This window comes from Euryhalocaulis sp., assembly GCF_013911995.1.
GTDB lineage: Bacteria > Pseudomonadota > Alphaproteobacteria > Caulobacterales > Maricaulaceae > Euryhalocaulis > Euryhalocaulis caribicus.
The window spans coordinates 37813-59460 of the sequence record NZ_JACESD010000013.1 but is presented as its reverse complement, the minus strand read 5'-3'; the positions used below and the strand labels follow the sequence as shown (position 1 = coordinate 59460).

At 63.6% G+C, this 21648-nt stretch carries 18 protein-coding genes; 6 read left to right on the top strand and 12 right to left on the bottom strand.

Annotated elements, in window-relative coordinates:
* Positions 1-344: pyridoxal-phosphate dependent enzyme (locus tag H2040_RS05405; RefSeq protein ID WP_287155843.1), on the bottom strand; the 344-nt coding region annotated here is incomplete at its 3' end.
* A gap of 193 nt (positions 345-537) precedes the next feature.
* On the opposite strand from H2040_RS05405, the gene H2040_RS05400 reads away from it, so the two are divergent.
* The gene (locus tag H2040_RS05400; protein WP_287155835.1) at positions 538-2256 is read left to right on the top strand and encodes a long-chain-fatty-acid--CoA ligase; all 1719 of its coding nucleotides are present in this window, start codon (positions 538-540) and stop codon (positions 2254-2256) included.
* 27 nt (positions 2257-2283) lie between these two features.
* Here H2040_RS05400 and H2040_RS05395 read toward each other — a convergent pair whose 3' ends face one another.
* The 5 genes from H2040_RS05395 to H2040_RS05375 are packed head-to-tail and all read right to left on the bottom strand — an operon-like array spanning position 2284 to position 7609.
* The gene (locus tag H2040_RS05395; protein WP_287155833.1) at positions 2284-2715 is read right to left on the bottom strand and encodes a cupredoxin domain-containing protein; all 432 of its coding nucleotides are present in this window, start codon (positions 2713-2715) and stop codon (positions 2284-2286) included.
* Positions 2655-4541, bottom strand: a complete 1887-nt coding sequence (locus H2040_RS05390; protein ID WP_287155831.1) for a sensor histidine kinase — start codon at positions 4539-4541, stop codon at positions 2655-2657. The genes H2040_RS05395 and H2040_RS05390 overlap by 61 nt, the downstream gene beginning before the upstream one ends.
* 19 nt (positions 4542-4560) lie before the next feature.
* Positions 4561-4968, bottom strand: a complete 408-nt coding sequence (locus H2040_RS05385; protein WP_287155829.1) for a group I truncated hemoglobin — start codon at positions 4966-4968, stop codon at positions 4561-4563.
* Between the two features lie 16 nt (positions 4969-4984).
* On the bottom strand, positions 4985-5845 hold the full coding sequence (locus H2040_RS05380) for a DUF3034 family protein (RefSeq protein WP_287155827.1): 861 nt from the start codon (positions 5843-5845) through the stop codon (positions 4985-4987).
* 60 nt (positions 5846-5905) lie between these two features.
* Positions 5906-7609 (bottom strand): class I adenylate-forming enzyme family protein, encoded by a 1704-nt coding sequence (locus tag H2040_RS05375; protein WP_287155825.1) that lies wholly within the window; start codon positions 7607-7609, stop codon positions 5906-5908.
* Between the two features lie 223 nt (positions 7610-7832).
* Here H2040_RS05375 and H2040_RS05370 point away from each other — a divergent pair, with 223 nt between their 5' ends.
* The gene (locus H2040_RS05370) at positions 7833-8771 is read left to right on the top strand and encodes an aspartyl protease family protein (RefSeq protein WP_287155823.1); all 939 of its coding nucleotides are present in this window, start codon (positions 7833-7835) and stop codon (positions 8769-8771) included.
* Between the two features lie 6 nt (positions 8772-8777).
* Here the strand turns inward: H2040_RS05370 and tdh are convergent, their stop codons facing one another.
* The 4 genes from tdh to H2040_RS05350 all read right to left on the bottom strand — a co-directional run bounded on the left by tdh (position 8778) and on the right by H2040_RS05350 (position 14814).
* Positions 8778-9812, bottom strand: a complete 1035-nt coding sequence (gene tdh, locus H2040_RS05365; RefSeq protein ID WP_022698099.1) for an L-threonine 3-dehydrogenase — start codon at positions 9810-9812, stop codon at positions 8778-8780.
* A 61-nt stretch (positions 9813-9873) separates the two neighbouring features.
* Positions 9874-11937, bottom strand: a complete 2064-nt coding sequence (locus H2040_RS05360; protein ID WP_287155820.1) for a penicillin acylase family protein — start codon at positions 11935-11937, stop codon at positions 9874-9876.
* Between the two features lie 26 nt (positions 11938-11963).
* Positions 11964-13151 (bottom strand): glycine C-acetyltransferase, encoded by a 1188-nt coding sequence (locus tag H2040_RS05355; RefSeq protein ID WP_287155801.1) that lies wholly within the window; start codon positions 13149-13151, stop codon positions 11964-11966.
* Between the two features lie 13 nt (positions 13152-13164).
* Positions 13165-14814: a thiamine pyrophosphate-dependent enzyme gene (locus H2040_RS05350; RefSeq protein ID WP_287155792.1), complete on the bottom strand. Its 1650-nt coding sequence runs from the start codon at positions 14812-14814 to the stop codon at positions 13165-13167.
* A gap of 90 nt (positions 14815-14904) precedes the next feature.
* On the opposite strand from H2040_RS05350, the gene H2040_RS05345 reads away from it, so the two are divergent.
* Positions 14905-16176, top strand: a complete 1272-nt coding sequence (locus H2040_RS05345) for a cation:proton antiporter (protein ID WP_287155783.1) — start codon at positions 14905-14907, stop codon at positions 16174-16176.
* A 133-nt stretch (positions 16177-16309) separates the two neighbouring features.
* Here H2040_RS05345 and H2040_RS05340 read toward each other — a convergent pair whose 3' ends face one another.
* A complete protein-coding gene (locus H2040_RS05340; protein ID WP_287155764.1) occupies positions 16310-17410 on the bottom strand; it encodes a CaiB/BaiF CoA transferase family protein in 1101 nt (366 codons plus the stop codon).
* 63 nt (positions 17411-17473) lie between these two features.
* On the opposite strand from H2040_RS05340, the gene H2040_RS05335 reads away from it, so the two are divergent.
* Together H2040_RS05335 and H2040_RS05330 are read left to right on the top strand one after the other, a co-directional pair.
* A complete protein-coding gene (locus H2040_RS05335; protein ID WP_287155756.1) occupies positions 17474-18178 on the top strand; it encodes a glutathione S-transferase N-terminal domain-containing protein in 705 nt (234 codons plus the stop codon).
* Positions 18179-18915: 737 nt separating this feature from the next.
* Positions 18916-19212: an SEL1-like repeat protein gene (locus H2040_RS05330; RefSeq protein ID WP_022698106.1), complete on the top strand. Its 297-nt coding sequence runs from the start codon at positions 18916-18918 to the stop codon at positions 19210-19212.
* 39 nt (positions 19213-19251) lie between these two features.
* Here the strand turns inward: H2040_RS05330 and H2040_RS05325 are convergent, their stop codons facing one another.
* Positions 19252-20010 carry a polysaccharide biosynthesis/export family protein gene (locus tag H2040_RS05325; RefSeq protein WP_287155745.1) on the bottom strand — a complete coding sequence of 253 codons (759 nt, stop codon included), beginning with the start codon at positions 20008-20010 and terminating at the stop codon, positions 19252-19254.
* Between the two features lie 101 nt (positions 20011-20111).
* On the opposite strand from H2040_RS05325, the gene H2040_RS05320 reads away from it, so the two are divergent.
* The gene (locus tag H2040_RS05320) at positions 20112-21629 is read left to right on the top strand and encodes a GumC family protein (protein ID WP_287155736.1); all 1518 of its coding nucleotides are present in this window, start codon (positions 20112-20114) and stop codon (positions 21627-21629) included.
* The last annotated feature ends 19 nt before the right edge of the window (positions 21630-21648 follow it).

Sequence of the window (21648 nt, the reverse complement as noted above, 5' to 3'; positions counted from 1 at the left end):
CGGACGCCCTCCATTTTCACTTTCGGGCTGTCTTCCGGCATCACGATGGTCGCCGGCGCGCCAAACGCCTTCGCCGCCGCCGCAACGCCCTGCGCATGATTGCCGGAGGAAAACGCCACCACCCCGCGCATGCGCTCTTCGGTGCCCAGCCGCGCAATACGGTTGGTCGCGCCGCGAATCTTGAAAGATCCCGTGCGCTGCACGTTCTCGCATTTCACGAAGACTGTCGCGCCCGCGGCTTCGTCCAGCGCCTCGAAACGCAGGAAGGGCGTCACGCGGGCCAGCGGGCGCACGCGCTCCTCGGCGGCGCAAACATCGTCAAAGCCGGGCGGCGTGGCATCCATGGGGAATTTAAAGAGACCGCGGATCGTATTCGTCAAACTCATTTCAAAATCACCTTCTGGACGGCGGGACAGGTAAAAACTGCGAATTACCTATAATTCAAGCCGGATTGCGCTTCACGAGCGCTTGTCAGGCCGCGCCACGCCCGCTTAACTCGGCTTAACTAAAGGAAAAGCCTGTTTGGGAGGAGCCGCCATGATGCGCGGATTAATGATGGACGCCCCGCTGATGATCAGCGGAATTCTGAGACACGCCGCGCTTAATCACGGGGGCCGGGAAATTGTCACCCGCTTGCCGGAGTCGGGTGAAATCCACCGTTATGGCTATCGCGACGCCTGGAAACGCTCTCAGCAGGCGGCCCACGCCCTGACAAAGCTCGGCGTGGCGCCGGGCGAGCGCGTGGGCACGATCGCGTGGAACACGCACCGGCATTTCGAACTCTATTATGCGGTGTCCGGCATCGAGAGCGTGATCCACACGATCAATCCGCGCCTGAAGCCCGAGCAGATCGCCTGGATCATCAATCACGCCGAAGACAAGATCGTCTTCTTCGACACCACATTCGCCCCGATCGTTGACGGGATCGCGCAGCACTGCCCCGGTGTCGAAAAATGGGTGCTGATGGCGGGCGCCGAACACAAGCCCGAAATGAAGACCGAAATCCTCACCTATGAGGAGCTGATCGCCGACGAGCCGGAAGAGTTCGACTGGCCGGTCTTCGACGAACACGCTGCCGCATGCCTCTGCTACACGTCCGGCACCACGGGCGATCCCAAGGGCGTCCTCTATTCCCATCGCTCCACCGTCCTGCACGCGATGAGCTCCATCGCGCCGGACGTGATCGGCGGCGGTTCCGAAGCCTCGATCCTGGCCGTGGTTCCGATGTTCCACGTCTCCGCCTGGGGCCTGCCCTATGGCGCGCCGATGGCCGGCGCGAAACTGGTCATGCCGGGCGCGCAGCTCGACGGCGCCAGCCTGTATGAGCTGATCGACGGCGAGGACGTGACCTACATGGTGGGCGTGCCCACCGTCTGGCTCGGCGTGCTGGACTATCTGCGCAAGAACGAAAAACGCCTCGACAAGGTCGAAAAAATCCTGTCCGGCGGCTCCGCCCTGCCCGAGGCGCTACTGCGCGCCTATGAGGAAGGCTATGGCGTCACCATGCAGCAGGGCTGGGGCATGACGGAAATGTCGCCCATCGGCACGATCGGCACGCTGAAGCCCAACCATGACGGGCTGCCGCAGGACGAGAAGGTCAAGATCAAGCTGAAACAAGGGCTGGGCGTTTATGGCGTGGAGCTGCGCGTGGTTTCCGAAGACGGCAAGATTCTGCCGCGCGACGGCAAATCGTCCGGCCATCTTCAGGTGCGCGGGCCGTGGATCGCCAGCCAGTATTTCAAACGCGACAGCGACGATCAGTTCACCGATGACGGCTGGTTCGACACCGGCGATATCGCGCACCTGGACGATGATGGTTACATGACCATTACCGACCGCGCCAAGGACGTGATCAAGACCGGCGGCGAATGGATTTCCTCCATTGATCTGGAAAACGCCGCGATGGGCCATCCCGACGTGGCGCAGGCCGCAGCCATCGGCCTGCCCCATCCAAAGTGGCAGGAGCGCCCGCTACTGGTCGTTGTGCCGAAAGAGGGGTGTTCTCCCACGGAGCAGCAGATTCAGGATTACATCGCGGAAAAATGCGCCAAGTGGTGGGTGCCGGACGCGGTCGAATTCGTCGAGGAACTGCCGCTCGGCGCCACAGGCAAAGTTCTGAAGACCGATCTGCGCGAACGCTTCAAGGACTACAAGCTCGGCGAGGACAAGCCGAAGAAAGCCAGGCCGGAAGCCTCGGCCGCGCCGGAAACCGATAATGGCGGTGAAAAGCGGAAAAAATTCCTGGGAATTTTCTAGGGGTTTGAGCGCAGACGCTGAAGGTGATTAGTCTGGAAGGACGGTCACCTTCAGGCGCATTTTTGGGTGGATGTCACAGCGGACGACATATTCGCCCGGTTGATCGAAAACGATATCGGTTCGCGATCCGATCGGCTGTGACCCGGAATCGAAGCTCAACGCGTCAGATTCCACATAGGCATGATGCAGGAACTGATCGTCATTGACGATGGTCAGCGTCCCCCCTTCGGTGAGCGTCGTTTCCTCGGGGTCGAAAGCCCGTCCCCGCTGGGACACCGTCACCGTAGCCTCGCCCTGCCCGGCCGATTCACCTGGCAACACCGTGGCGGGCTGCGCTGCAGTCAAAACGGGAAAAGCGGCCACAGCCGCGACACATGAAATCAGGCGCATCTTCACTCTCACGCTACCGCAGCATCGGGATTTAGGGCTTTTGCCGGCGGCAACCAGATCGTCACGCATGTCCCCGCGCCCGGCTCCGACTCCACGCTCAGCTTTCCGCCCGACCTTTCGATCAGCTGGTTGGCCACCGCCAGCCCCAGGCCGCAGCCCTCATAATGGCGCGTAACGCCTGATTCCAGCTGCCGGAAAGGCTCCAGCGCCATCGGAATCTTGTCGGCGCTCATACCGATGCCCGTATCGCGTATGCGTATTTCCACGCCGCGGGGCAGAGCGGATATTTCGGCTGACACCGCCCCGCCCTCATCGGTGAACTTCACGGCATTGGATATGATCTCCCCGACCGCGCGCTTGACCGCGTTCGGATCGGCGTGCGCGCAGGCCCCTTCTCCGCCGGAGACGGAAAGCCGGATGGACTTGGCGGCAATCTGCGTCTCATGCAGGGCGGCGGCCTCTTCAACAAGCTCGCTGACAGGCAAGGTCTCGGGCCAGAGTTCTGATTCCTGCGCGCCGGACACCTCCAGAATGTTCTCGATAATCGTCAGCAGGTTCATACCGCTTTCGTGGATCAGGGTCGCATAGCTCTTTTGCTGCTCCGCGTTGGCCGCGCCATGGCCTTTCAGAATACCGGCAAACCCGATCACGGCGTTCAGCGGGGTGCGCAATTCGTGCGTCATCGCCGTCATGAAGTCGGTTTTCGCCCGGCTGGCCATTTCGGCCCGGTCCCTGGCGTCCAGATAGTCAGACTCGCGCTGCTTGGCGTCGCTGATATCGGCCCAGGTGATCAACGCCCCGCCTTCGCTGGTGGAGCTCCGGTCCGTTCTCAACCAGCGCCCGTCCGGCAAACGCATTTCTCCAGCGTGGGCCTCTTCGGAAAACAGCGTGTCGCGCGAGACGGAAACCGGCGATCCGTCCTGCCGGAAAAGTTCAGGATAGAAGGCTCCGTGAATATTTTCCTCGCGAAGGTCGGGGAAAAAGTCCTTCACCTTCACATTGGCATGAATAATCCGCTGGTCCGCGTCGACCAGAACGATCGCCTCGTGCGCGTTCTGAAGCGCGTCGATCAGGCGGATCTGCGCGGTCGTCCGCAGGGCTTTTTCCCGGGCCATCATCTCCCGGATATTGTCCTGCATGACCGACATGGATCGCAGCAGCGCCCCGGTCTCATCCTGCCCTCCGGCCGGGATTTCCGCCTCGAAATCACCATCGGCGATCCGGTTCGCCGCGCCTGAGGCTGCATCCAGGGGCCGCACGATAGAGCGCGTCAGCAATGCAATGATCAGGATCGACACGGCAATCGCGGCCAGCGCCGCCGCCGTGTTCAGCCGCTGGCTTCGATCCACCGCCGCCACCGCGCTCTCCCGCGACAGATAGGCGGCATTGGCCTGTAGTTCGACGATGATATCGAGCGTTTCGACAATCTGATCCGCCTGCGCCTGAAGGGTCCGCTCCGGCAAGGCCTCGCCGCTGGACGCCATGACCGCCGCGCCCCATTCCTGCGCCTGCAGACGCACCTCATGGGTCATCTCCCGCGAGCGTGCAGTCAGCGCGCGCTCCTCGACAATCTCCAGATCACTCAGGAAATCGTCCATGCGCTCTTCAAATTCGGAAAAATCGGCGCCGTCCGCGCCCTCATACACGCCCTGCCGCAACAGCGCGGCGTCCGCGCGGGAAAAGGACAGGCTCGCGGCCCGGGCAAAATTGATCGCCATCATGGGGCGGTCATAGGTTTCCTCGACCACCGCCCCGGCCCGGGTAATCGACATCACGGCGTAAGCGCCCACCGCGGCCACCAGCAGGCACATCGCCAGACAGCCCAGAACCAGCCGGCTGCGAATCGTCGTCAGCAGGCGCGTCTGTTTCAGGGGCTGCGGCATATCCTGTGACACGGCGGTCCTGAAAGTCCTTCTACTCGGTCACCACGTCCCGGTGCATCGGCGCCAGAATCGCCAGCAGGCGGTTCTGGGTGCGGAACCCCACGCCCTCTTCGTCCATCGCGTCCTGAAGGTTCTCGACCAGCGCGTTGAAATCCGCCGTATCCAGCGCCAGCCCCTTGTGCGAGGCCTCCATCGTCTGCCCGGAATATTCGCAAGGTCCGCCCGTCAGATCGCAAATCTGTTCGGTCAGCAGGCGCTTGACCCGGTCGACATTCGAATTTTCGAATGTATGGCCGATGCGCGGATCAGCGACCGAACGGTCAATCGCGCCATGCGCAATGCGCGCCACCGCGTCCGCCCCGCCAAGGTCTTCATACAGAGTCGCATCCGCCGCCTGCGCCGCGCCGGCGGCCAACATCAACGCGGCGAACGCCGTCATCACCGGTCTCATCATCCTAGAACCCCACTTGCAGAGAAAAATACACGCCGGCCTGACCGCCCTGATTGGCCACTTCGCCCAGATCGACGCCGGCCAGCGTCAGAGACACGCCCTTGTTCGGGAAGAAGACAAGATAGGCCGCCGCGGCGTCCTCCTCGTCCGCGAAAGCCAGGTTGTCCGGCTTGGTTCGGTAGTCCGCGCCCACGGCCCAGCGCCGGGACAGCAGCATCACGGCCGATCCCTCGAACTGCGCGGAATAATCCTCGTCAAAGCCCAGCAGGCCGAACTGGTTGGCCTGGGTCGCGCGCACGGTCCCGCTCAGCAGCAGGCTGTGCCGCAGATAGAGCTTCGTGGCGGACAGGTAATAATCCACCCCGGAATCGTCGTCCGCGCCAACGGCCGCCAGAACGGCTTCCTGTTCGGCATCCTTGTACTGGATGCCGGCGGACACCTGCGGATACCAGCGGTCCTGGTCATAGACCGCGTCCCCGAACAGCCGCACCTTGGCCCCGAAAACATCCTGACCGAATTCAAACCCCTCGCCCAGTCCCAGCACGGCGCCGGTCTCGCCCGTATCGAAATACTGGCGCGCATAGCTGAGCTCCACGCGGTCGAACAGGCCCGCGGCAAAGCCCACCGTCTCGAACGTGAAATCCGGCAGGTCCAGATAGCTGTAATGCGCATTGGCCCCGACGCCGTTACGCGAGCCATAGCCCGTGATAACCGACCATGTGGAAAGCCCGGCCCCACCCGCGCCCTCGACCTGGCTCACGCCGCCCGTGGCCAGCAGCTTGCCGCTGTCAAAGACCGTATCGGCCGCGGCGGGCGATGCGGCCGCGCAAACAGCCGTCATCACGCTGACAAGGTAATTTTTCATGTTCCTGGCCCTTATTTCCGGGCCAGAACACCAGATTTGGCTTAAAATCTCATTACTTGTCTATTCGGACCCGGCATAGAGCTTCTTCACGGTCAGCTTGTCGATTTTCGCCGTTCCGCCGCGCGGCAGGGGTTCGTCGCGGAACCAGAATCGTTCCGGAATCTTGAAGCCGGCCAACCGCTCTGCGGCAAAGGCTCTCAAGGCGTCCTCATCCGCCGCTTCGCCTTCATGGAGATAGACAACCGCGCCTACAGCCTCGCCCAGCCGCTCGTCCGGCAACCCGATTACCGCGATCTCCGCCACGCCGGGATGTTCGTAGAACGCCTCCTCCACCTCCAGCGCGGCAATGTTCTCGCCACCGCGCAGGATCATGTCCTTCACGCGCCCCTGCACGTACAGGAAGCCGTCCTCGTCGAGCCGGCCCAGATCGCCGCTTCTCAGATAGCCTTCCTCATCGAACACCGCCTTCGTGTCCTCCGGGCGGTTCCAGTATTCGATCATATTGGCGGGCGAGCGGATACAGATCTCCCCGATCTCGCCCACCGGAAGCGCCTTACCGTCTTCCCCCGCGATCTTCACCTCCGTAACCGGCGGCACAACCTTGCCGGCCGCGTCGGGACGCGCCTCGTAATCGGCCCGGTTGATGATCGCGCCGATCGCGTTGGTCTCGGTCAGGCCATACCCCGACGCCGCGGCGGCGTTCGGCGTCAGCTTGCGCTGCCGGGCCACATGCTCGGGCGGCCGTTTCGCGCCGCCAGAACTGATATCGATCAGGCTGGCCATGTTCCGGTCGGTTTCCGAACAGGCCTGCGCCAGCTCCGCGGTCATCGTCGGCACGCCGACAAAATGCGTGATCTCTTCCGCCTCGATCAGACGCAGGGTTTCCTCCACGTCCCATTTGCGGATCATCACAATCTTCCGCCCCACAAACAGCGACATCAGGTACAGGCTGTGCGTCGCCGTGACATGGAACAGCGGCAACGCCAGCAGCACGCCCATCTGCTTGCCCTCGGGCACGGCCGGATAGCGCGGGTCGGGCACGGCCAGCCCGCCAGCCAGGATCAGCAGCCAGCTTTTCAGCGTCGTCATGACCCCGCGATGGGAAGACAGAACCCCCTTCGGATATCCCGTGGAGCCGGATGTATACATCAGCGTCGCCGGGTCATCCCGGCCCACCCCGGTCTGCGGCGGCGTGGTTTCCGCCTCGCCCTCGATCAAACCGTCCAGCGTCGCCTCGCCGGCCTCGTGATCGCCCCGGACAGAAATGATTTTCACGCCCAGATCGCTCGCAAACGGCGTGATCCGGTCCAGCCGCCGCTTGTCCCCGATCACCAGCTTCGCGCCGGAATCCTCGAACGCGTATTGCAGCTCTCGCGTCGTCCACCAGGCATTCAGCGGCGTGGCGACGGCGCCCGCCAGAATGATCGCCTGGTAGGCCAGGATGAATTCGGGATAGTTGCGCATGGCGATAGCCACGCGGTCACCCGGCTTCACGCCCATCTTCGCGACCAGCGCATTGGCCAGACGGCAGGACAGCGCATAGGTCTCGGCAAAGGAGAGCCGCTGCTCCTCATAGACCAGAAACGGCGCGTCGCCATGCATGGCGCCGAACGCAAACACCTCGCCCAGATTGGCCGACAGCTCCGCAAAGGCGCGGTGTTTCACGCCGCGTATCTCTTCCTGCGTCACCGCCCAGGCGGGATCGTTCTCCACCATGTGGCGGATCGCCTGTTCGACGGTTTCGAATTGCGGCGCGTTGGCCATTTCAGCTCCTCCCAAAGCCTGTTTTTGCAATGACTATAGAGGCTGCGCGCCATGAATCGAGAGCCTGAATTGCGTCATTTCGCGCCCGGGCCGCGCATTAAACTTGTGTCATCTGGCCCCGTCCTGCTTGCCGCCTTCACACAACCGGCGGTAAATTTCAGGTCATATGAAACACCAATGGTCGATTACACGGATCTGTCGGGGCGGAACGCTTTGTCTGGCCGTGTTTCTGGCCGGCGCGGGACTTTCGCTGGCCCAGCGAACCGGCGAACTCCCCCTCACCCCCACAACGGACGGTCTCTATCTGGCCAATGCCCGCGTCGCCGGGCAGGAGGGCGCTTTCGTGCTGGACACCGGCGCGGAAGTAACGGCCCTGGAGCCGGCCTTTGCCGCGCGCGCCCGGCTTGAGACCTCAACCAGTTCCCGTCGCATCATCGGCCTTACTCAGGTGGAAGACGCCGGCGTCGCCTCGGTTGATATCGATGCCGGGCCGATCCGCCGGACAGCCAGCGACGCCGCCATTCTCAGGGAGGCCCTGCCTTACCCGGCCGAAGCCGACGGCTTGCTGGGCCTCAGCGCCCTGCTGCCGGACGATGCGGCCATTGTGGAGATCGATTTCCGCGACCACGCCTTCCGTTTCCATACGGCGGAAACTGCGCCCGAGCCCAATTTTGAATCGGCCTGGCTGGACCTGCAGCCCTCGCCCAACAATCTCTCCGTCTGGCTTGCGCCGGTGGAGCTGGACCGGGTCGGCGGCGCGGCCCTGATCGATACCGGCGTCCCTTTCCTCGTGATGAACGAGGCCTATGAGAGAGTCCTGAAGGCCAAGGGGCGGCTTGAACCGATCGAGATTACCGGCTTCGACGAGAATGCCGACCGGCCGGAAGTCGTGCGGATCGAGCGCCTGAAACTCGGCTCGGTCGTATGGAAAAACGTCCCCGTCTATGTGCTGGAATCGCCCGCCTTCGCCGCGCTCGGGCGAAAGGACGAGCCAACGCTGATCCTTGGCGCTTCGGCGTTCAAGGACATGAAAATGGTCATAGACATCAAGGAGGGCCGCTTTGTCGCGGCGCCGCCGGAATATTTCGATGAGGATCGCCGCGCCTGCACCGGCAGCCGGATTTCCTGCGCCGGCAATGTCACCCGCATGACGCGCAGCTAGCGCGCCCTATTCCCAGTCGATAATCACCTTGCCGCTCTGGCCGGACACCATGGCGTCGAACGCCGTCTGGTAATCGTCGACCTTATAGCGGTGAGTGATGATCTTCGAGACGTCGAGGCCCGATTCCAGCATCGCCAGCATCTTGTACCAGGTCTCGAACATGCGGCGGCCATAGACGCCCTTGATGGTCAGCGCCTTCAGGATGATCTTGGAATAATCGGTGGTCAGCGGTTTGGCCGGCAAGCCCAGGAACGCGATCTTTCCGCCCATGATCATGTTGTCCAGCATCTGGTCGAAGGCCGGCCCGGCGCCGGACATTTCCATGCCGATATCGAAGCCTTCGGTCATGCCGAGATCGGACACGGTTTGCTTCAACGCGCCTTGTTCGCCGGCGTTCACGGTCACCACGCTCGGAACCACGGTCTTGGCCAGCTCCAGCCGGTAATCGTTCAGGTCGGTGATCACGATATGCCGCGCGCCAACGTGCCGCGCCACGGCCGCCGCCATGATGCCGATGGGGCCGGCCCCGGTGATCAGAACGTCCTCACCCACCAGGTCGAAGGACAGCGCGGTGTGAACCGCATTGCCCAGCGGGTCCAGGATCGCCGCAATTTCGGTCGGAACCGCATCGGGCAGCGGCACCACATTGAACGCGGGCAATTTCATGTATTCGGCGAAAGCGCCGGGCATGTTCACGCCGACGCCCTTGGTTTCAGGGTCGAGGTGAAAGCGCCCGGCCCGCGCCGCGCGGCTGCGATTGCCGACGATATGCCCCTCGCCTGAAACGCGCTGCCCCGGCTTCACGCGGGTTACGTCCTCGCCGACCGCTTCGATCACGCCGCCATATTCATGGCCGACGATCATCGGGGTGGGGATCGTGTTCGCCGCCCAGTCGTCCCAGTTATAGATATGAACGTCCGTGCCGCAGATCGCGGTTTTCTGGATACGGATCAGAACGTCATCCGGCCCGATTTCCGGCTTCGGCTCGTCATCATGCAGCCAGATGCCGGTTTCCGGCTTTTCCTTGACCAGGGCTTTCATAATCGACCTCGTGACCCTTCCGACTTGAAGGGATTAGAATTGGTGCGTCAGGCGTACGAACTCAGCGTCTGGGCGCTTGGTTCCGCTCCAGAATGGGCGTGACCCCGGACATATCCATTCCGCAGAGCCTGTCCAGATGGACCGGCTTCAATTCCATGTTCGCGAACAGTTCGGCCTGATCATTGTAGTGCGGCGAGTCGGGCCGGGATATGGCGGCCCCAAACGGTTGCGCTGTTTGCGAAGCGACATTCCCCGCCTCGTCCCATTCCACGAACATCACGAAGGAATCGCCAACATCGGCGATCAGCTTCCCGTCTTCGCGATCCGACCAGCCGATAGCGCGCAGGGCGTCAGGCCCGCCCGTAAGCGGATATTCCGCATCGCCGCGCTTCAGCCGCAGCACGTCGCCCAGCGGCGGATCCAGCCGCCCGTGATGCTTTTCCAGAAACTCAGCGGAGTCCCGCAGCAGTGTTTTGTAATCCGGCGGCTCCTCGCCGAAATAAGTCGAGACCATGAGCGGCCCCATGATCAGCACGGCCAGAGCGTCCGACATGCCCTCGCCGTCCAGCGACCAGTCCCAGTTCTTCAAGGTCTCCGTTGCCGCCTTCAGGTCCGCCGCGTTCTCGCCCGCAGCGATGACTTTCTGGAACTCCAGCCCTTCCGGCGAATCCGGCTCATAGCCGCGGTCATACTTGATCGTCTCAAGCTCCGCCCGCGTGATGCTGTCATCGGCGTCCAGCAGCTTCACAGCCCGCATAATCCGGTTGGTCATGCGCTTTTCGATGCCCAGCCGCTCGGGATAATCCGCGCGGTCCAGGTTGTCCGCCTCGCTGGTGGCGACGAACGGCGTATTGTTGGAATTGACCACATAGCCCGACGCCGGATTGGCCAGCAGCGGAATTTGCGCAAAATCCACCGGCCCGTCCCAGAGCGCCGCCGCCTCCTCGCCGGGAAGAACGTCCCGCCAGTCATAGCCCTCCGCCCGGTCCGGGAACTGGGCGTTGTAGAGCATGGCGATATTTCCATCCCGGTCGGCATAGATGAAATTGGTCGCCGGGATGGCCTGCATCCGCATCACGTCCAGCCATTCGGCCCAGTCGCCCGCCTTGGTCAGCTCGTAATATTGCTGAACATGACGCGTTTCGTCCTGCGTGGCGTAGCGCACCGCATAGGCGCCATGATCGTTCTCGATCACCGGACCGTGGATCGACCGCTTGATCGTCTTTGGTATGGGTACCGCCACCGGCCCGAACTTCACGCGCAGCCAGACCCGCTCACGTTCCAGATCCCGCCATTCACCGTCATAGCGATAGCGCTTGCCGGACCGGTCCAGCTCCAGCTCATAGATATCGACCAGGTCCGGCCGGTTGACCGTATTGGTCCAGCCCAGATTGCGGTTATGCCCCAGCAGGATCACCGGCGATCCCGGGAACAGCGCCCCGGCGAAACACATCCCCTGGCCGCTCGCCATCCTAGCCTCATACCACGCCACCGGACCTTCCCAGGGCTGGTGGGAATTGGCGATCAGGCGCGTCGCGCCATCGGCGGAACGGGACGGCGCAATGGCGAACCCGTTGGATCCGCCCGCCTCCAGCGGCTCGAACCGCGCCGGCTTTTCGCCGTCGAAGATCGGCCCCACCGCCCGGTCCAGCCCGAAGAAGAAGGGCGAGCGCAGGATGAAGCCGGCGACAATATCCTCCCCCGTCGCCGGAAACAGGCCGCGCCGGATCACCTCGTCCGGGTGCGCTTCGGCATAGGCATTCAGCCCGGCCGCGTAGCCGTCGACCAGAGCCCGCGTCTCATCTGAAATCTCGCTGGCATACCCGCGCGCCGCCTTCTCGCGGACATTGAGGAAATGCGCCATGAAGTCGATCTGCGCGCCTTCACGCCCGTGAACCGTCCCCATCTCGGCGCGCGTCATCAGCAGGACGTCCTGTAGGGTCGAAAAATCGTCCTCGGCCTCGGCATAGGCCAGCGCGAAAGCCGCGTCCGCGTCCGTCTCCCCATAGACGAACGGCACGCCCCATTCGTCCCGCACAATGCGGGAGGTTTCGCCATAGGTTTGCGCGGCCGCTCCGCCGCTGAGCATCAGCCCTGCCGCGAAAGCCCAAAGAACCAGCTTCATCATCCCTCCCCCGAAGACAGCTTTTGTCAGATGACGCCCAGCTCCTTGCCCACCTTGGTGAAGGCGGCCACGGCCTGGTCAATCTGTTCGGGCGTGTGCGCGGCCGACATCTGGGTGCGGATGCGCGCCTGCCCCTTCGGCACGACCGGATAGAAGAAGCCGATCACATAGACGTGCTCATCCATCAGCTTGTCGGCCATTTTCTGGCTCAGCGCCGCATCGCCCAGCATTACCGGAATAATCGGGTGCTCGCCCGGAAGCAGGTCGAACCCGGCCTCGGTCATGCCGGCGCGGAAGCGTTTGGCGTTGTCGAACAGGCGCGCGCGCAGGTCGTCGCCCTCTTCCACGATATCCAGCGCCGTCAGGCTCGCCCCCACGATCCCCGGCGCCAGCGAGTTGGAGAACAGATACGGCCGCGAGCGCTGGCGCAGCATGTCCACCACCTGCTGGCTTGCGCAGGTGAAGCCCCCCATCGCACCGCCCAGCGCCTTGCCCAGCGTCCCGGTCACGATATCGGCCTTCACGCCACAATGAGAAGGCGTCCCCCGCCCCTTCTCGCCCATGAAGCCGTGGCTGTGACAGTCATCGACCATCACCAGCGCGCCGAAATCGTCGGCCAGCGCGCGGATCTGGTCCAGCTTGGCGATATAGCCGTCCATGGAGAACACGCCGTCGGTGGCGATGATGATGTCCCGCGCTCCGGCCTCGCGCGCCTCGTTCAGCTTGGCGCGCAGATCGTCCATGTCGGAATTGGCGTAGCGGAACCGCTTGGCCTTGCACAGCCGCACCCCGTCAATGATCGAGGCATGGTTCAGCGAGTCCGAGATAATCGCATCTTCCGGCCCCAGCAGCGGCTCGAACAGTCCGCCATTGGCGTCGAACGCGGCGGCGTAGAGGATGGCGTCGTCAAAACCCAGCCACTGCGCCAGCCGCTTTTCCAGCTCCCGGTGCAAATCCTGCGTGCCGCAGATGAAGCGGACGCTGGCCATGCCGTAGCCGTGATCGTCGATGGCCCGTTTTGCCGCGTCGATCAGGCGCTCATCGTCGGCCAGCCCCAGATAGTTATTGGCGCAGAAATTCAGGACATTGCCGCGCCCCGCCACCTCGATGTCGGAATCCTGCGGCGTGGTGATGATCCGCTCGCGCTTGTACATCCCGCCGGCCTCGATCTCGCGAAGCTCTTCGTCCAGGCGGTCATAAAAGGACTCGCTCATGTGAGGGTCTCCTTCAGCTTTCCATCTCGGACAGCCGCTTTCCGGGCGCGATGTCCTCAAGCGACTGGATAATGTGGATCAGCGCCGGCTTGCCACAGCCCAGCGCCTTGTCGAACGCAGCCTCGAAATCCTTGGTCGTTCGCACGCGGAAACCCGCTGCGCCGAAGGATTCCGCCATCGCCTTGAAGTCCGGATTGGTCAGCTCTGTGCCGCTGACCCGGCCCGGATAAGTCTTCGCCTGGTGCATGCGAATTGTGCCGTAAGTCCCGTTATCAAATAAAAGAAATACAACATTGATGCCATAGCGTACCGCCGTGGCCAGCTCCGCCACCGCCATCATAAAGTCGCCGTCACCGGCCACGCCGATCACCGGACGGTCCGGATATTCCAGCTTCGCCGCAATCGCCGCCGGCACGCCATAGCCCATCGCGCCGGAGGTCGGCGCAAGTTGCGAAGGGAAGCAGCGATGCTGGTAGAAGCGGTGCAGCCAGGCGGCGAAATTCCCCGCCCCGTTGGTCAGCACAGCCTCATGCCCCAGCTTTTCGGACAGCATGGCGTAAATCTCTGACGGGTTCAGATCCCCCGTCACCGGCACCGGCGCGATCCATTTTTCATAGTCCGCCCGCGCCGCCTTGCGCCATTCGCTCTGGTCCGACGCCTGCGGCGCAAACTTGCCCAGCGCAGCAATGAAAGCGGACGGGCGCGCCGTAATCGCCAGTTTCGGACGATACACCCGGCCCAGCTCCTCGCCGCCCGGATGCACGTGGATCAGCTTGTCCGCCGCCCCGCCGGGCGTTTCGAACAAGTCATAGGACTGGGTGGTCATCTCCCCCAGCCGCGCCCCGATGACCAGAAGCAAATCGCATTCCCGCATCCGCGCGATCAGCTCGGGATTACAGCCGATCCCGGCCTCGCCGACATAGTGGCTGTGCGTGTTGTCCATGATCTGCTTGGCCCGGAAGGCGGAAATCACCGGAACGTCGAACGCCTCGGCCAGCCCGTGCAGCGCCTTCGCCGACTCATGGCTCCAGCCCGGTCCGCCGACCATGACCAGCGGTTTTTCCGCCGCGCTCAACGCCTCCGCCACCTCGCGCGCCGTCTCGTCGGAAACCCCGGACCGCGCCTCAACCAGCGCCGCCGCCGGTTCGGCATCGACTTCATCGCGCAGCATGTCCTCGGGGAACGCCACCACGACCGGGCCGGGCCGCCCGTTCGTCGCCGCCGCATAGGCCCGCATCATCTGCTCGGGCACCCGCGCCGCGTCGCGGATCTCGAATCCCAGCTTGGCGATACCGTCGAACGCCTTGTTGTAGTCCAGCTCCTGGAACGCCTCGCGCCCCTCGTCCTCGCGCCGGACCTGCCCGACCAGCAACAGCATCGGCGTCGAATCCTGTTGCGCCGTATGCACGCCCACCGCGGCCTGCGTCGCGCCGGGGCCGCGCGTGACGAAACACACGCCGGGCCGCCCGGTCAGCTTGCCGTGCGCTTCGGCCATGTTCGCCGCGCTGGCCTCGTGCCGGCAAACGATCAGCTCGATCGCATCCTTCCGGTCGGCCAGCGCGTCGAGCGCCGCCAGGTAGGATTCGCCGGGAACACAGAAAATTCGATTACATCCCTGCGCGATGAGCGCATCGATGAGGTGGCGGGCGCCTGTCTGTTTCATGCCAGCGGACTTAACACGCCCCGCGCCCCGCGCAAGCGGCCCGTTCGATTTCGCGTTGACCCCCTCGCAGGGGCGGGCCAGCTTGGCGCCATGCTGCACGTCTCCGTCCTCATAGATTTCGCCGCCCTCCTGTTTCTCGCCACCGCCCTTTTCGGCTGGCTGAACGTGAAGATTTTCAAGCTGCCGCACACGATCGGTCTGGTCGTGGTGTCGCTGCTGGCCTCCATACTGATCATCGCGGTCAGCCATGTCGCGCCCGGCCTCGGCCTCACGGAGACCGCCCGCGCCTTCCTGGAAAACCTCGAACTTTCAGAGGTGATTCTCGAAGGCATGCTGGTTTTCCTGCTGTTTGCCGGCGCGCTGACGGTGAACCTGCCGGACCTGATGAGCCGCAAATGGTCGGTTCTTATCCTCGCCACGGTCGGCGTGGTCATCTCCACCGCTCTCATCGGCTTTGGCATGTATGGCGTCTTCATGCTGGCGGGCGCGGCGATCCCGTTGAAATGGTGCCTGGTCTTCGGCGCGCTGATCTCGCCCACGGACCCCATCGCGGTCCTCGCCATCCTCAAGCGCCTCGGCCTCCCGGAATCGCTCACCACCGAGATTACGGGCGAAAGCCTGTTCAATGACGGCGTCGCCATCGTCGTGTTCAGCCTCGCCGTGCTGGTCGCCACGGGCGGCGGCGGAGATCACGGCGCGGGCGATGTCACCGTGCAGAGCGCCGCGCTCTTCTTCCTTCAGGAGGCCGGCGGCGGCATCGTTCTGGGAATTCTGGCCGGTCTCGCTTCCTACGGACTGATGCGCCATGTCGATCATTACGAGACGGAGATCCTGATCACGCTGGCGCTGGTCACCGGCATCGCCTCGCTCGGCCATATCCTGCACGTCTCCGCGCCGCTGGCCGTGGTGCTGGCGGGCCTGTTCCTCGGCAATCAGGGCCGCATGTTCGCCATGAGCTCGAAGACCGAGGAACATCTCTTTCAGTTCTGGACGCTGGTGGACGAGGTGATGAACTCCATCCTCTTCGTCCTGATCGGGTTCGAGATCGTGGCCCTGACCTTTCAGGGCTCCTGGTTCATCGCCGCCCTGCTGGCCATTCCGCTGGCGCTGGCCGTGCGCTTCGTCTCGCTCGCCGCGCCGCTTTTCACCTTCAATTTGATGAAGGATCGCCCCAAAGGCGCCCTCCCCATCATGACATGGGGCGGCTTGCATGGCGGCATCTCGGTGGCGCTGGCGCTTTCCCTGCCGCCCTCGCCCTATAAGGAGCCGCTGCTGCTGGCCTGCTACGCCGTCGTCCTGTTCTCAATCATCGTACAGGGCCTGACGCTGGAACGCGTCGCAATGCGGTTTCACGGGGAATAATCAGGCTGGACACCTGCTTCGAGACGCGGGCTTCACCCGCTTCTCAGCATAAGGGATCAGATTGTTAGTTCTGAACCCCTCACCCTGAGGAGCCGCGAAGCGGCGTCTCAAAGGGGCGACGCAAAATAAAGCGCTACCCCAGCCCCCACCGCTCCATCGCAGCGTCCGCGCTTCCGCCCTCGTGGATTTCCCCCGGCGTCCGTGAAAACCGCGGCGCGGGCGCGGGCTGGGTCTGGCCATCCCGCTCCACCACGCTGCCCCGCGCTTTCATATGCGGATGCTCCGGAACCTCTTCCAGCGACAGCACCGGCGCAAAGCACGCATCGGAGCCTTCCAGCAATTGCGTCCATTCCGCCCGCGTCTTCGTGGCGAAAATCTCCGCCAGCCGCACCTTCACATCGTCCCACGCCGCCGGATCGTCTCGCTGGGCCAGAACCGGGTCGTCCGCCAGCCCCATGATCTCCAGCATCTTCGCGTAGAAATGCGGCTCCAGCCCGGCGACGGACACGAACTTCCCGTCCGCGCACTTGTAAACGTCATAAAAGGGCGCGCCGCCATCCAGCAGGGTTTGACCCCGCGCTGCGCCCCACAGCCCCTCCGCCTTCAGCCAGTGGAAAATCCCCATCAGGCTGGACGCCCCGTCCACGATGGCCGCGTCCACCACCTGTCCTTCGCCGGTAGTCCGCGCATGGGTCAGCGCCGCCAGCACGCCCATGATCAGGTACAGCGACCCGCCCCCGAAATCCCCGACCAGGTTCAGCGGCGGCACGGGCCGCTCCGGCGTCCCGATGGCGTCCAGCGCCCCGGTCAGCGCGATATAGTTGAGGTCATGCCCCGCGGCGTGCGCCAGCGGCCCGTCTTGCCCCCAGCCGGTCATGCGGCCATAGACCAGCGCCCGATTGGCCTCCAGCGCCGCCTCCGGCCCCAGCCCCAGACGCTCCATCACGCCCGGCCGGAACCCTTCGATCAGGATGTCCGCCTTCCCGCACAGCGACAGGCAGGTCTGCCGCGCCTCATCGCTTTTCAGGTCCAGCTTCAGGGTCGGCCGCCCGCGCAGATGCACTTCTTTCGCCGTCGGGTCCGGCGCGCCGGCGCGGTCCACGCGGATAATGTCCGCCCCCAGATCGGCCAGCAGCATGCAGGCAAACGGCGCCGGGCCGATCCCCGCAAACTCCACAATGCGCACGCCCTTCAACGGGCCTTCACGATTTTGCGAACTGTCGGCGGTGGTCATGCGCGGCGCGCCTTCCTATCTGCTTGGGTCACGTCAGGCGAACAAAGAAAGACGCGAAGAATCATGGCTGATCCTATCGAACTTTATTACTGGCCCACGCCCAATGGCTGGAAAGTCTCCATTTTTCTGGAGGAAACCGCCACGCCCTACACGCTCAAACCCGTCAATATCGGCAAGGGCGAGCAATTCGAGCCGGACTTCCTGAAGATCAGCCCCAATAACCGCATGCCCGCCATCATCGACCCCGACGGCCCGGACGGGAAACCGGTCAGCGTCTTCGAATCCGGCGCCATCCTCCAGTATCTCGGCCGCAAGACCGGCCAGTTCTATCCCACAGATGAGCGCGCCCGCGTCGAAGTCGAACAATGGCTGTTCTGGCAGATGGGCGGCCTCGGCCCCATGGCCGGACAGGCGCACCATTTCCGCAACTACGCGCCCGAAAAGATCGAATACGGCATCAACCGTTACACCGATGAGGTGCATCGCCTCTATGGCGTGCTCGATACGCGCCTGAAGGACCGCGACTACGTCGCCGGCGACTATTCCATCGCCGATATGGCGATCTGGCCCTGGGTCCTGCCCGAAGGCCAGGGACAGGACATCGAGGAATTCCCCAACCTCAAGGCTTGGCTGAAACGCGTCGGCGACCGTCCCGCCGTCCAGCGCGGCCGCGCCCTCGGCAAGGACCTCCGCAAACGCCTCGACGACGGCTCAAAGGAATCCGAAGACGCCAAGAAGGTTCTCTTCGGCCAGCGCGCGCGGAAATAGCGCCGGGTTTCCAGAGGAAGTTTGCGCTCTCTGGAGTTCGCCTTCGAGACGCCCTCCCGGGCTCCTCAGGCTAAGGCTTGGAATGTGAGGTTCTTGTTTTCCTTGCCCATTCTATCACCCTTCCCCTGAGGAGCCGCGCCAAAGGCGCGGCGTCTCGAAGGGCCGGAAAGCGGGGACAAACACGGAAATATCAGACCGGGTCCCCGCTTGAGCCATACTCCCTCCTGTTCGCCGCCGCGAGGGACCATGAGCTCGGGTCGCATGGGGCGGGGAACGGCGCCGGAGGTGTCGCGGGAGGAGACCTTGCCCGATGATCGCTCCGGCCTGTCGGAAGGGACTGCGAAGGAAAAACGGTCGCAAGGCCAACTTCAGGCAGGTTCAAACGTCAGCGGCGCGCAGCTTCGGTTCGCAAAGCAATCAATAAGTGAATACGGCCAGCGCTCCGAAACGCGCGCCGCTTCCCTCACTTGCTCACGCCTCCGAGGTCACAGGACCTGCGGAGCCTGAACTGTGTCCCAAAAGCCGCAAAAACGAATCAATCCATAGAATCCGCAAAAATATTTTTGGACCCTGTCAAGCTTAACTCTTTTTCAAGTGGACCGATTCAATTCTCCCTATGCGCCTGGAGAGAACAAAGGGCGTGAATTGTTGAAACGGTCGCACTGGCGATCCGAATGAACAGGGCCGGAGAAGCTCGCACGGAACGCCAATCGCAAAACAGCGATGGGATGAGTGAAATGGCTTACACCGACTTTGAAATGCGCGAAGCTTCGCGCTCGCTTTCCGGAAACCCCAGCGGGGAAGACCTCTATCAACTGGGTCTGATCTACTCCGCTGGCGAAGGCGAATGCTCCGACTATGTCGAGGCGCACAAATGGTTCAACCTGGCGGCCCTGATGGGCAATGACGCCGCGAAGACCTACCGCGCCGAACTGGCTCAGGAAATGTCCTCCAACGAAATCGCCGCAGCCCAGCGGGCCGCGCGTGAATGGCTCTCGACGCGCCCTGCGCGCACGATCGGCCGCGCCCACTAGGCGCGGCCCCATTCCTTCCCTTCTTTTCTGCAAGACCGCCTAGTTGTAGGCGCTGCCCGCCGCGTACGAGAAGCCGAGATTGAACGGCAGAAGGTCGCGGATATATTGCTGTACGAACAGGTTCGCATCCGCGATCCCGGACTTCGGCACATAAACGATATCAAAGCGTTGCAGCGGAATGCTGTCGCCGCCCTCGCCCCCTCTCAGGGACGCTTTCAGATCTACGGCGCGCAACATGGCGCCGCCATCCGGCGCGCGCCGGATTATGCCGACTTCGCTGCGGTTCGCCGTATCCTCGAAGCCGCCGGCGATCGCCACGGCCTCCAGCGCGCCGATCGGCCCCGGCAGATCATAAAGCCCCGGCTGCCCCACTTCACCCAGCACCAGCACGCGCTGCGAACCGAAGCTCGCCGGAATGGCCTGGACCTGCGGCCGAAGCAGCTGGCTCGACAAAGCTTGCGCCATCAGGGATTCGAATTCGCCCAGCGTCCGGTCGGTCGCCGGGATCGTCCCGGCCAGCGGAAAACGGACATTGCCGTCCGGCGCCACCGTCACGGTCTGGCTCAGCTCCGGCGCGCTCGGCACCCGGACTTCCACCTCGTCTCCGGGATAGAGCCGGTAGGCCGGCGCCTGCGACGACCATGACTGGAACGCCGCGGCGCGCGAAGGCCCCGCCCCGCGCACCATCGCCTCGCCGCCAACCGGGCGCGGCTGGACGCCTTGATAGGAATAACGGTCCGGACCGGACATGCATCCGGCAAGGATAAGGGGCGCGAAAAGCAGATAACGCGGGCTCATGCGCGCAAACTTAATCCGAAAGGATAAGGAAAATTTAAACACGGCAGCCTGATTGTCTGGCCTTGGATAAATATCCGCCGATCCGGCTCTGAAAGGCCCGAATGTCCGCCTCGAACCAACCGCCCGCGAATGACGGCTACCGCGTGCTCGCCCTGATGCTGTGGCGGGAGCGCTGGCTGATGATCGCGACCTTCCTGATCGTGGCGCTGGCGGGGCTCATTCTGGTGATGCAGCTGGAAAAGTCCTACACGGCCAAGGCTTCGCTGCTGGTTCGGTATGACGACGCCTATGTCTATCAGCCGCTTCTGGGTGATGGCGGCCGGGGCGAGAGCTTCAATCTGGAACAGATCATCCAGTCCGAAATCGGCCTGTTGCGCGCCGACCAGTTGAAGACCCGCGTTCTCAACGAAATCGGCCTGCGCGAGATCTATCCGGAACTCGCCAATGAATATGCCGAAGCCTCCCCGTCGGAACGGCGGGAGATTTTCGGCGCGGCCATCCGCACGGTGCGCGCCAATCTGGGCGCCGGCGCCGCGCCCAACACCTCGATCATCGATGTCAGCTTCACCCATGACGACCCGCAGGTCGCCGCCGAATTCCTGAACACGCTGATCCAGGAATATCTGCAATATCGCCGCGACGTCCTTCTGGGCGAAATCGAGTCCGATGCGGATACGCCGCGCGATCTCTACGAATCCCGACTGGAGGAAGCGAACAACGAGCTTGAAGTTTTCCTCAGCGATTCCGGCCTTGGTGATTTCGAAGGCGCCCGGCAGGCCCTGCGCGACCGCGAAGCTCGCGTCGCCAATGACCTGCTTCAGGCCGAAGCCGATCTGGCGCAATGGCGCGCCCGTCTTTCCTCCATCAATGGCGACCTGACCGGCGTGCCGCAGGAGATCGAGCAATATGTCGAGAATGATGCGACCGGACGGCTTCTCGAACTGGAAATGGAGCGGCAGGACCTTCTGACCCGCTACAAGCCAGACGCCACGCCGGTTCGTGAAGTCGAACAGCAAATTGAAGGCTTCCGCCGCTTCCTCGCCTCCGGCGGGGGCGAAGGCGCCGGCATGCGCCGTGTCGGCCCGAACCCGATTCGTCAGGCGCTGGAAAGCGACAGCCTTGAAGCCGAGGCGCAGGTGCGCGCCCTCGCCCAGCGCGTCACCGCCCTGAACGGCCAGCTCCGCGATATCCGCGACGAACAGCTGCGCCTGCAAAATCTCGCCCCGGAATATGAGCGCCGGGCCCGCCGCGTGCGCGCCATCCAGACCACGCTGGACCAGGTGGCCGAGCGGCAGGAACAGACCCGCGCCCTGCGCGACCTGACCGCCGACGCCGCCGATAATGTCCGCATCGTCGAGACCGCCGAAGCGCCGACGCAGGGCCACAGCATCAAGAAGGTCGCCTTCGCCGGCGTGCTTTTGGTCGCCGGGTTCCTGGCGCTGGTCGCCGGTCTTCTGCACGCTTTCCTGACGCCCCCGCCGGGCGCCGCGCCGGCGCGGCGGAAACGCCGCGACAACCGTGGATCCCATCGCGAAGACGTCACCCACGTCCATCATTACGAGGCCCCGCCGAAAGAACGCCTGCCCGTTCTTGCGATGGTTCGCCGCAATCCCGCCTGAACGGACTGTTGCGATAGGA

Bases quoted from the DNA above. Each gene is read 5' to 3' on its own strand.
- H2040_RS05400 (WP_287155835.1), top strand. From the start codon at position 538: ATGATGCGCGGATTAATGATGGACGCCCCGCTGATGATCAGCGGAATT.
- H2040_RS05395 (WP_287155833.1), bottom strand. From the start codon at position 2,715: ATGCGTGACGATCTGGTTGCCGCCGGCAAAAGCCCTAAATCCCGATGC.
- H2040_RS05385 (WP_287155829.1), bottom strand. From the start codon at position 4,968: ATGACGGCGTTCGCCGCGTTGATGTTGGCCGCCGGCGCGGCGCAGGCG.
- H2040_RS05380 (WP_287155827.1), bottom strand. From the start codon at position 5,845: ATGAAAAATTACCTTGTCAGCGTGATGACGGCTGTTTGCGCGGCCGCA.
- H2040_RS05375 (WP_287155825.1), bottom strand. From the start codon at position 7,609: ATGGCCAACGCGCCGCAATTCGAAACCGTCGAACAGGCGATCCGCCAC.
- tdh (WP_022698099.1), bottom strand. From the start codon at position 9,812: ATGAAAGCCCTGGTCAAGGAAAAGCCGGAAACCGGCATCTGGCTGCAT.
- H2040_RS05360 (WP_287155820.1), bottom strand. From the start codon at position 11,937: ATGAAGCTGGTTCTTTGGGCTTTCGCGGCAGGGCTGATGCTCAGCGGC.
- H2040_RS05355 (WP_287155801.1), bottom strand. From the start codon at position 13,151: ATGAGCGAGTCCTTTTATGACCGCCTGGACGAAGAGCTTCGCGAGATC.
- H2040_RS05350 (WP_287155792.1), bottom strand. From the start codon at position 14,814: ATGAAACAGACAGGCGCCCGCCACCTCATCGATGCGCTCATCGCGCAG.
- H2040_RS05345 (WP_287155783.1), top strand. From the start codon at position 14,905: ATGCTGCACGTCTCCGTCCTCATAGATTTCGCCGCCCTCCTGTTTCTC.
- H2040_RS05340 (WP_287155764.1), bottom strand. From the start codon at position 17,410: ATGACCACCGCCGACAGTTCGCAAAATCGTGAAGGCCCGTTGAAGGGC.
- H2040_RS05335 (WP_287155756.1), top strand. From the start codon at position 17,474: ATGGCTGATCCTATCGAACTTTATTACTGGCCCACGCCCAATGGCTGG.
- H2040_RS05330 (WP_022698106.1), top strand. From the start codon at position 18,916: ATGGCTTACACCGACTTTGAAATGCGCGAAGCTTCGCGCTCGCTTTCC.
- H2040_RS05325 (WP_287155745.1), bottom strand. From the start codon at position 20,010: ATGAGCCCGCGTTATCTGCTTTTCGCGCCCCTTATCCTTGCCGGATGC.
- H2040_RS05320 (WP_287155736.1), top strand. From the start codon at position 20,112: ATGTCCGCCTCGAACCAACCGCCCGCGAATGACGGCTACCGCGTGCTC.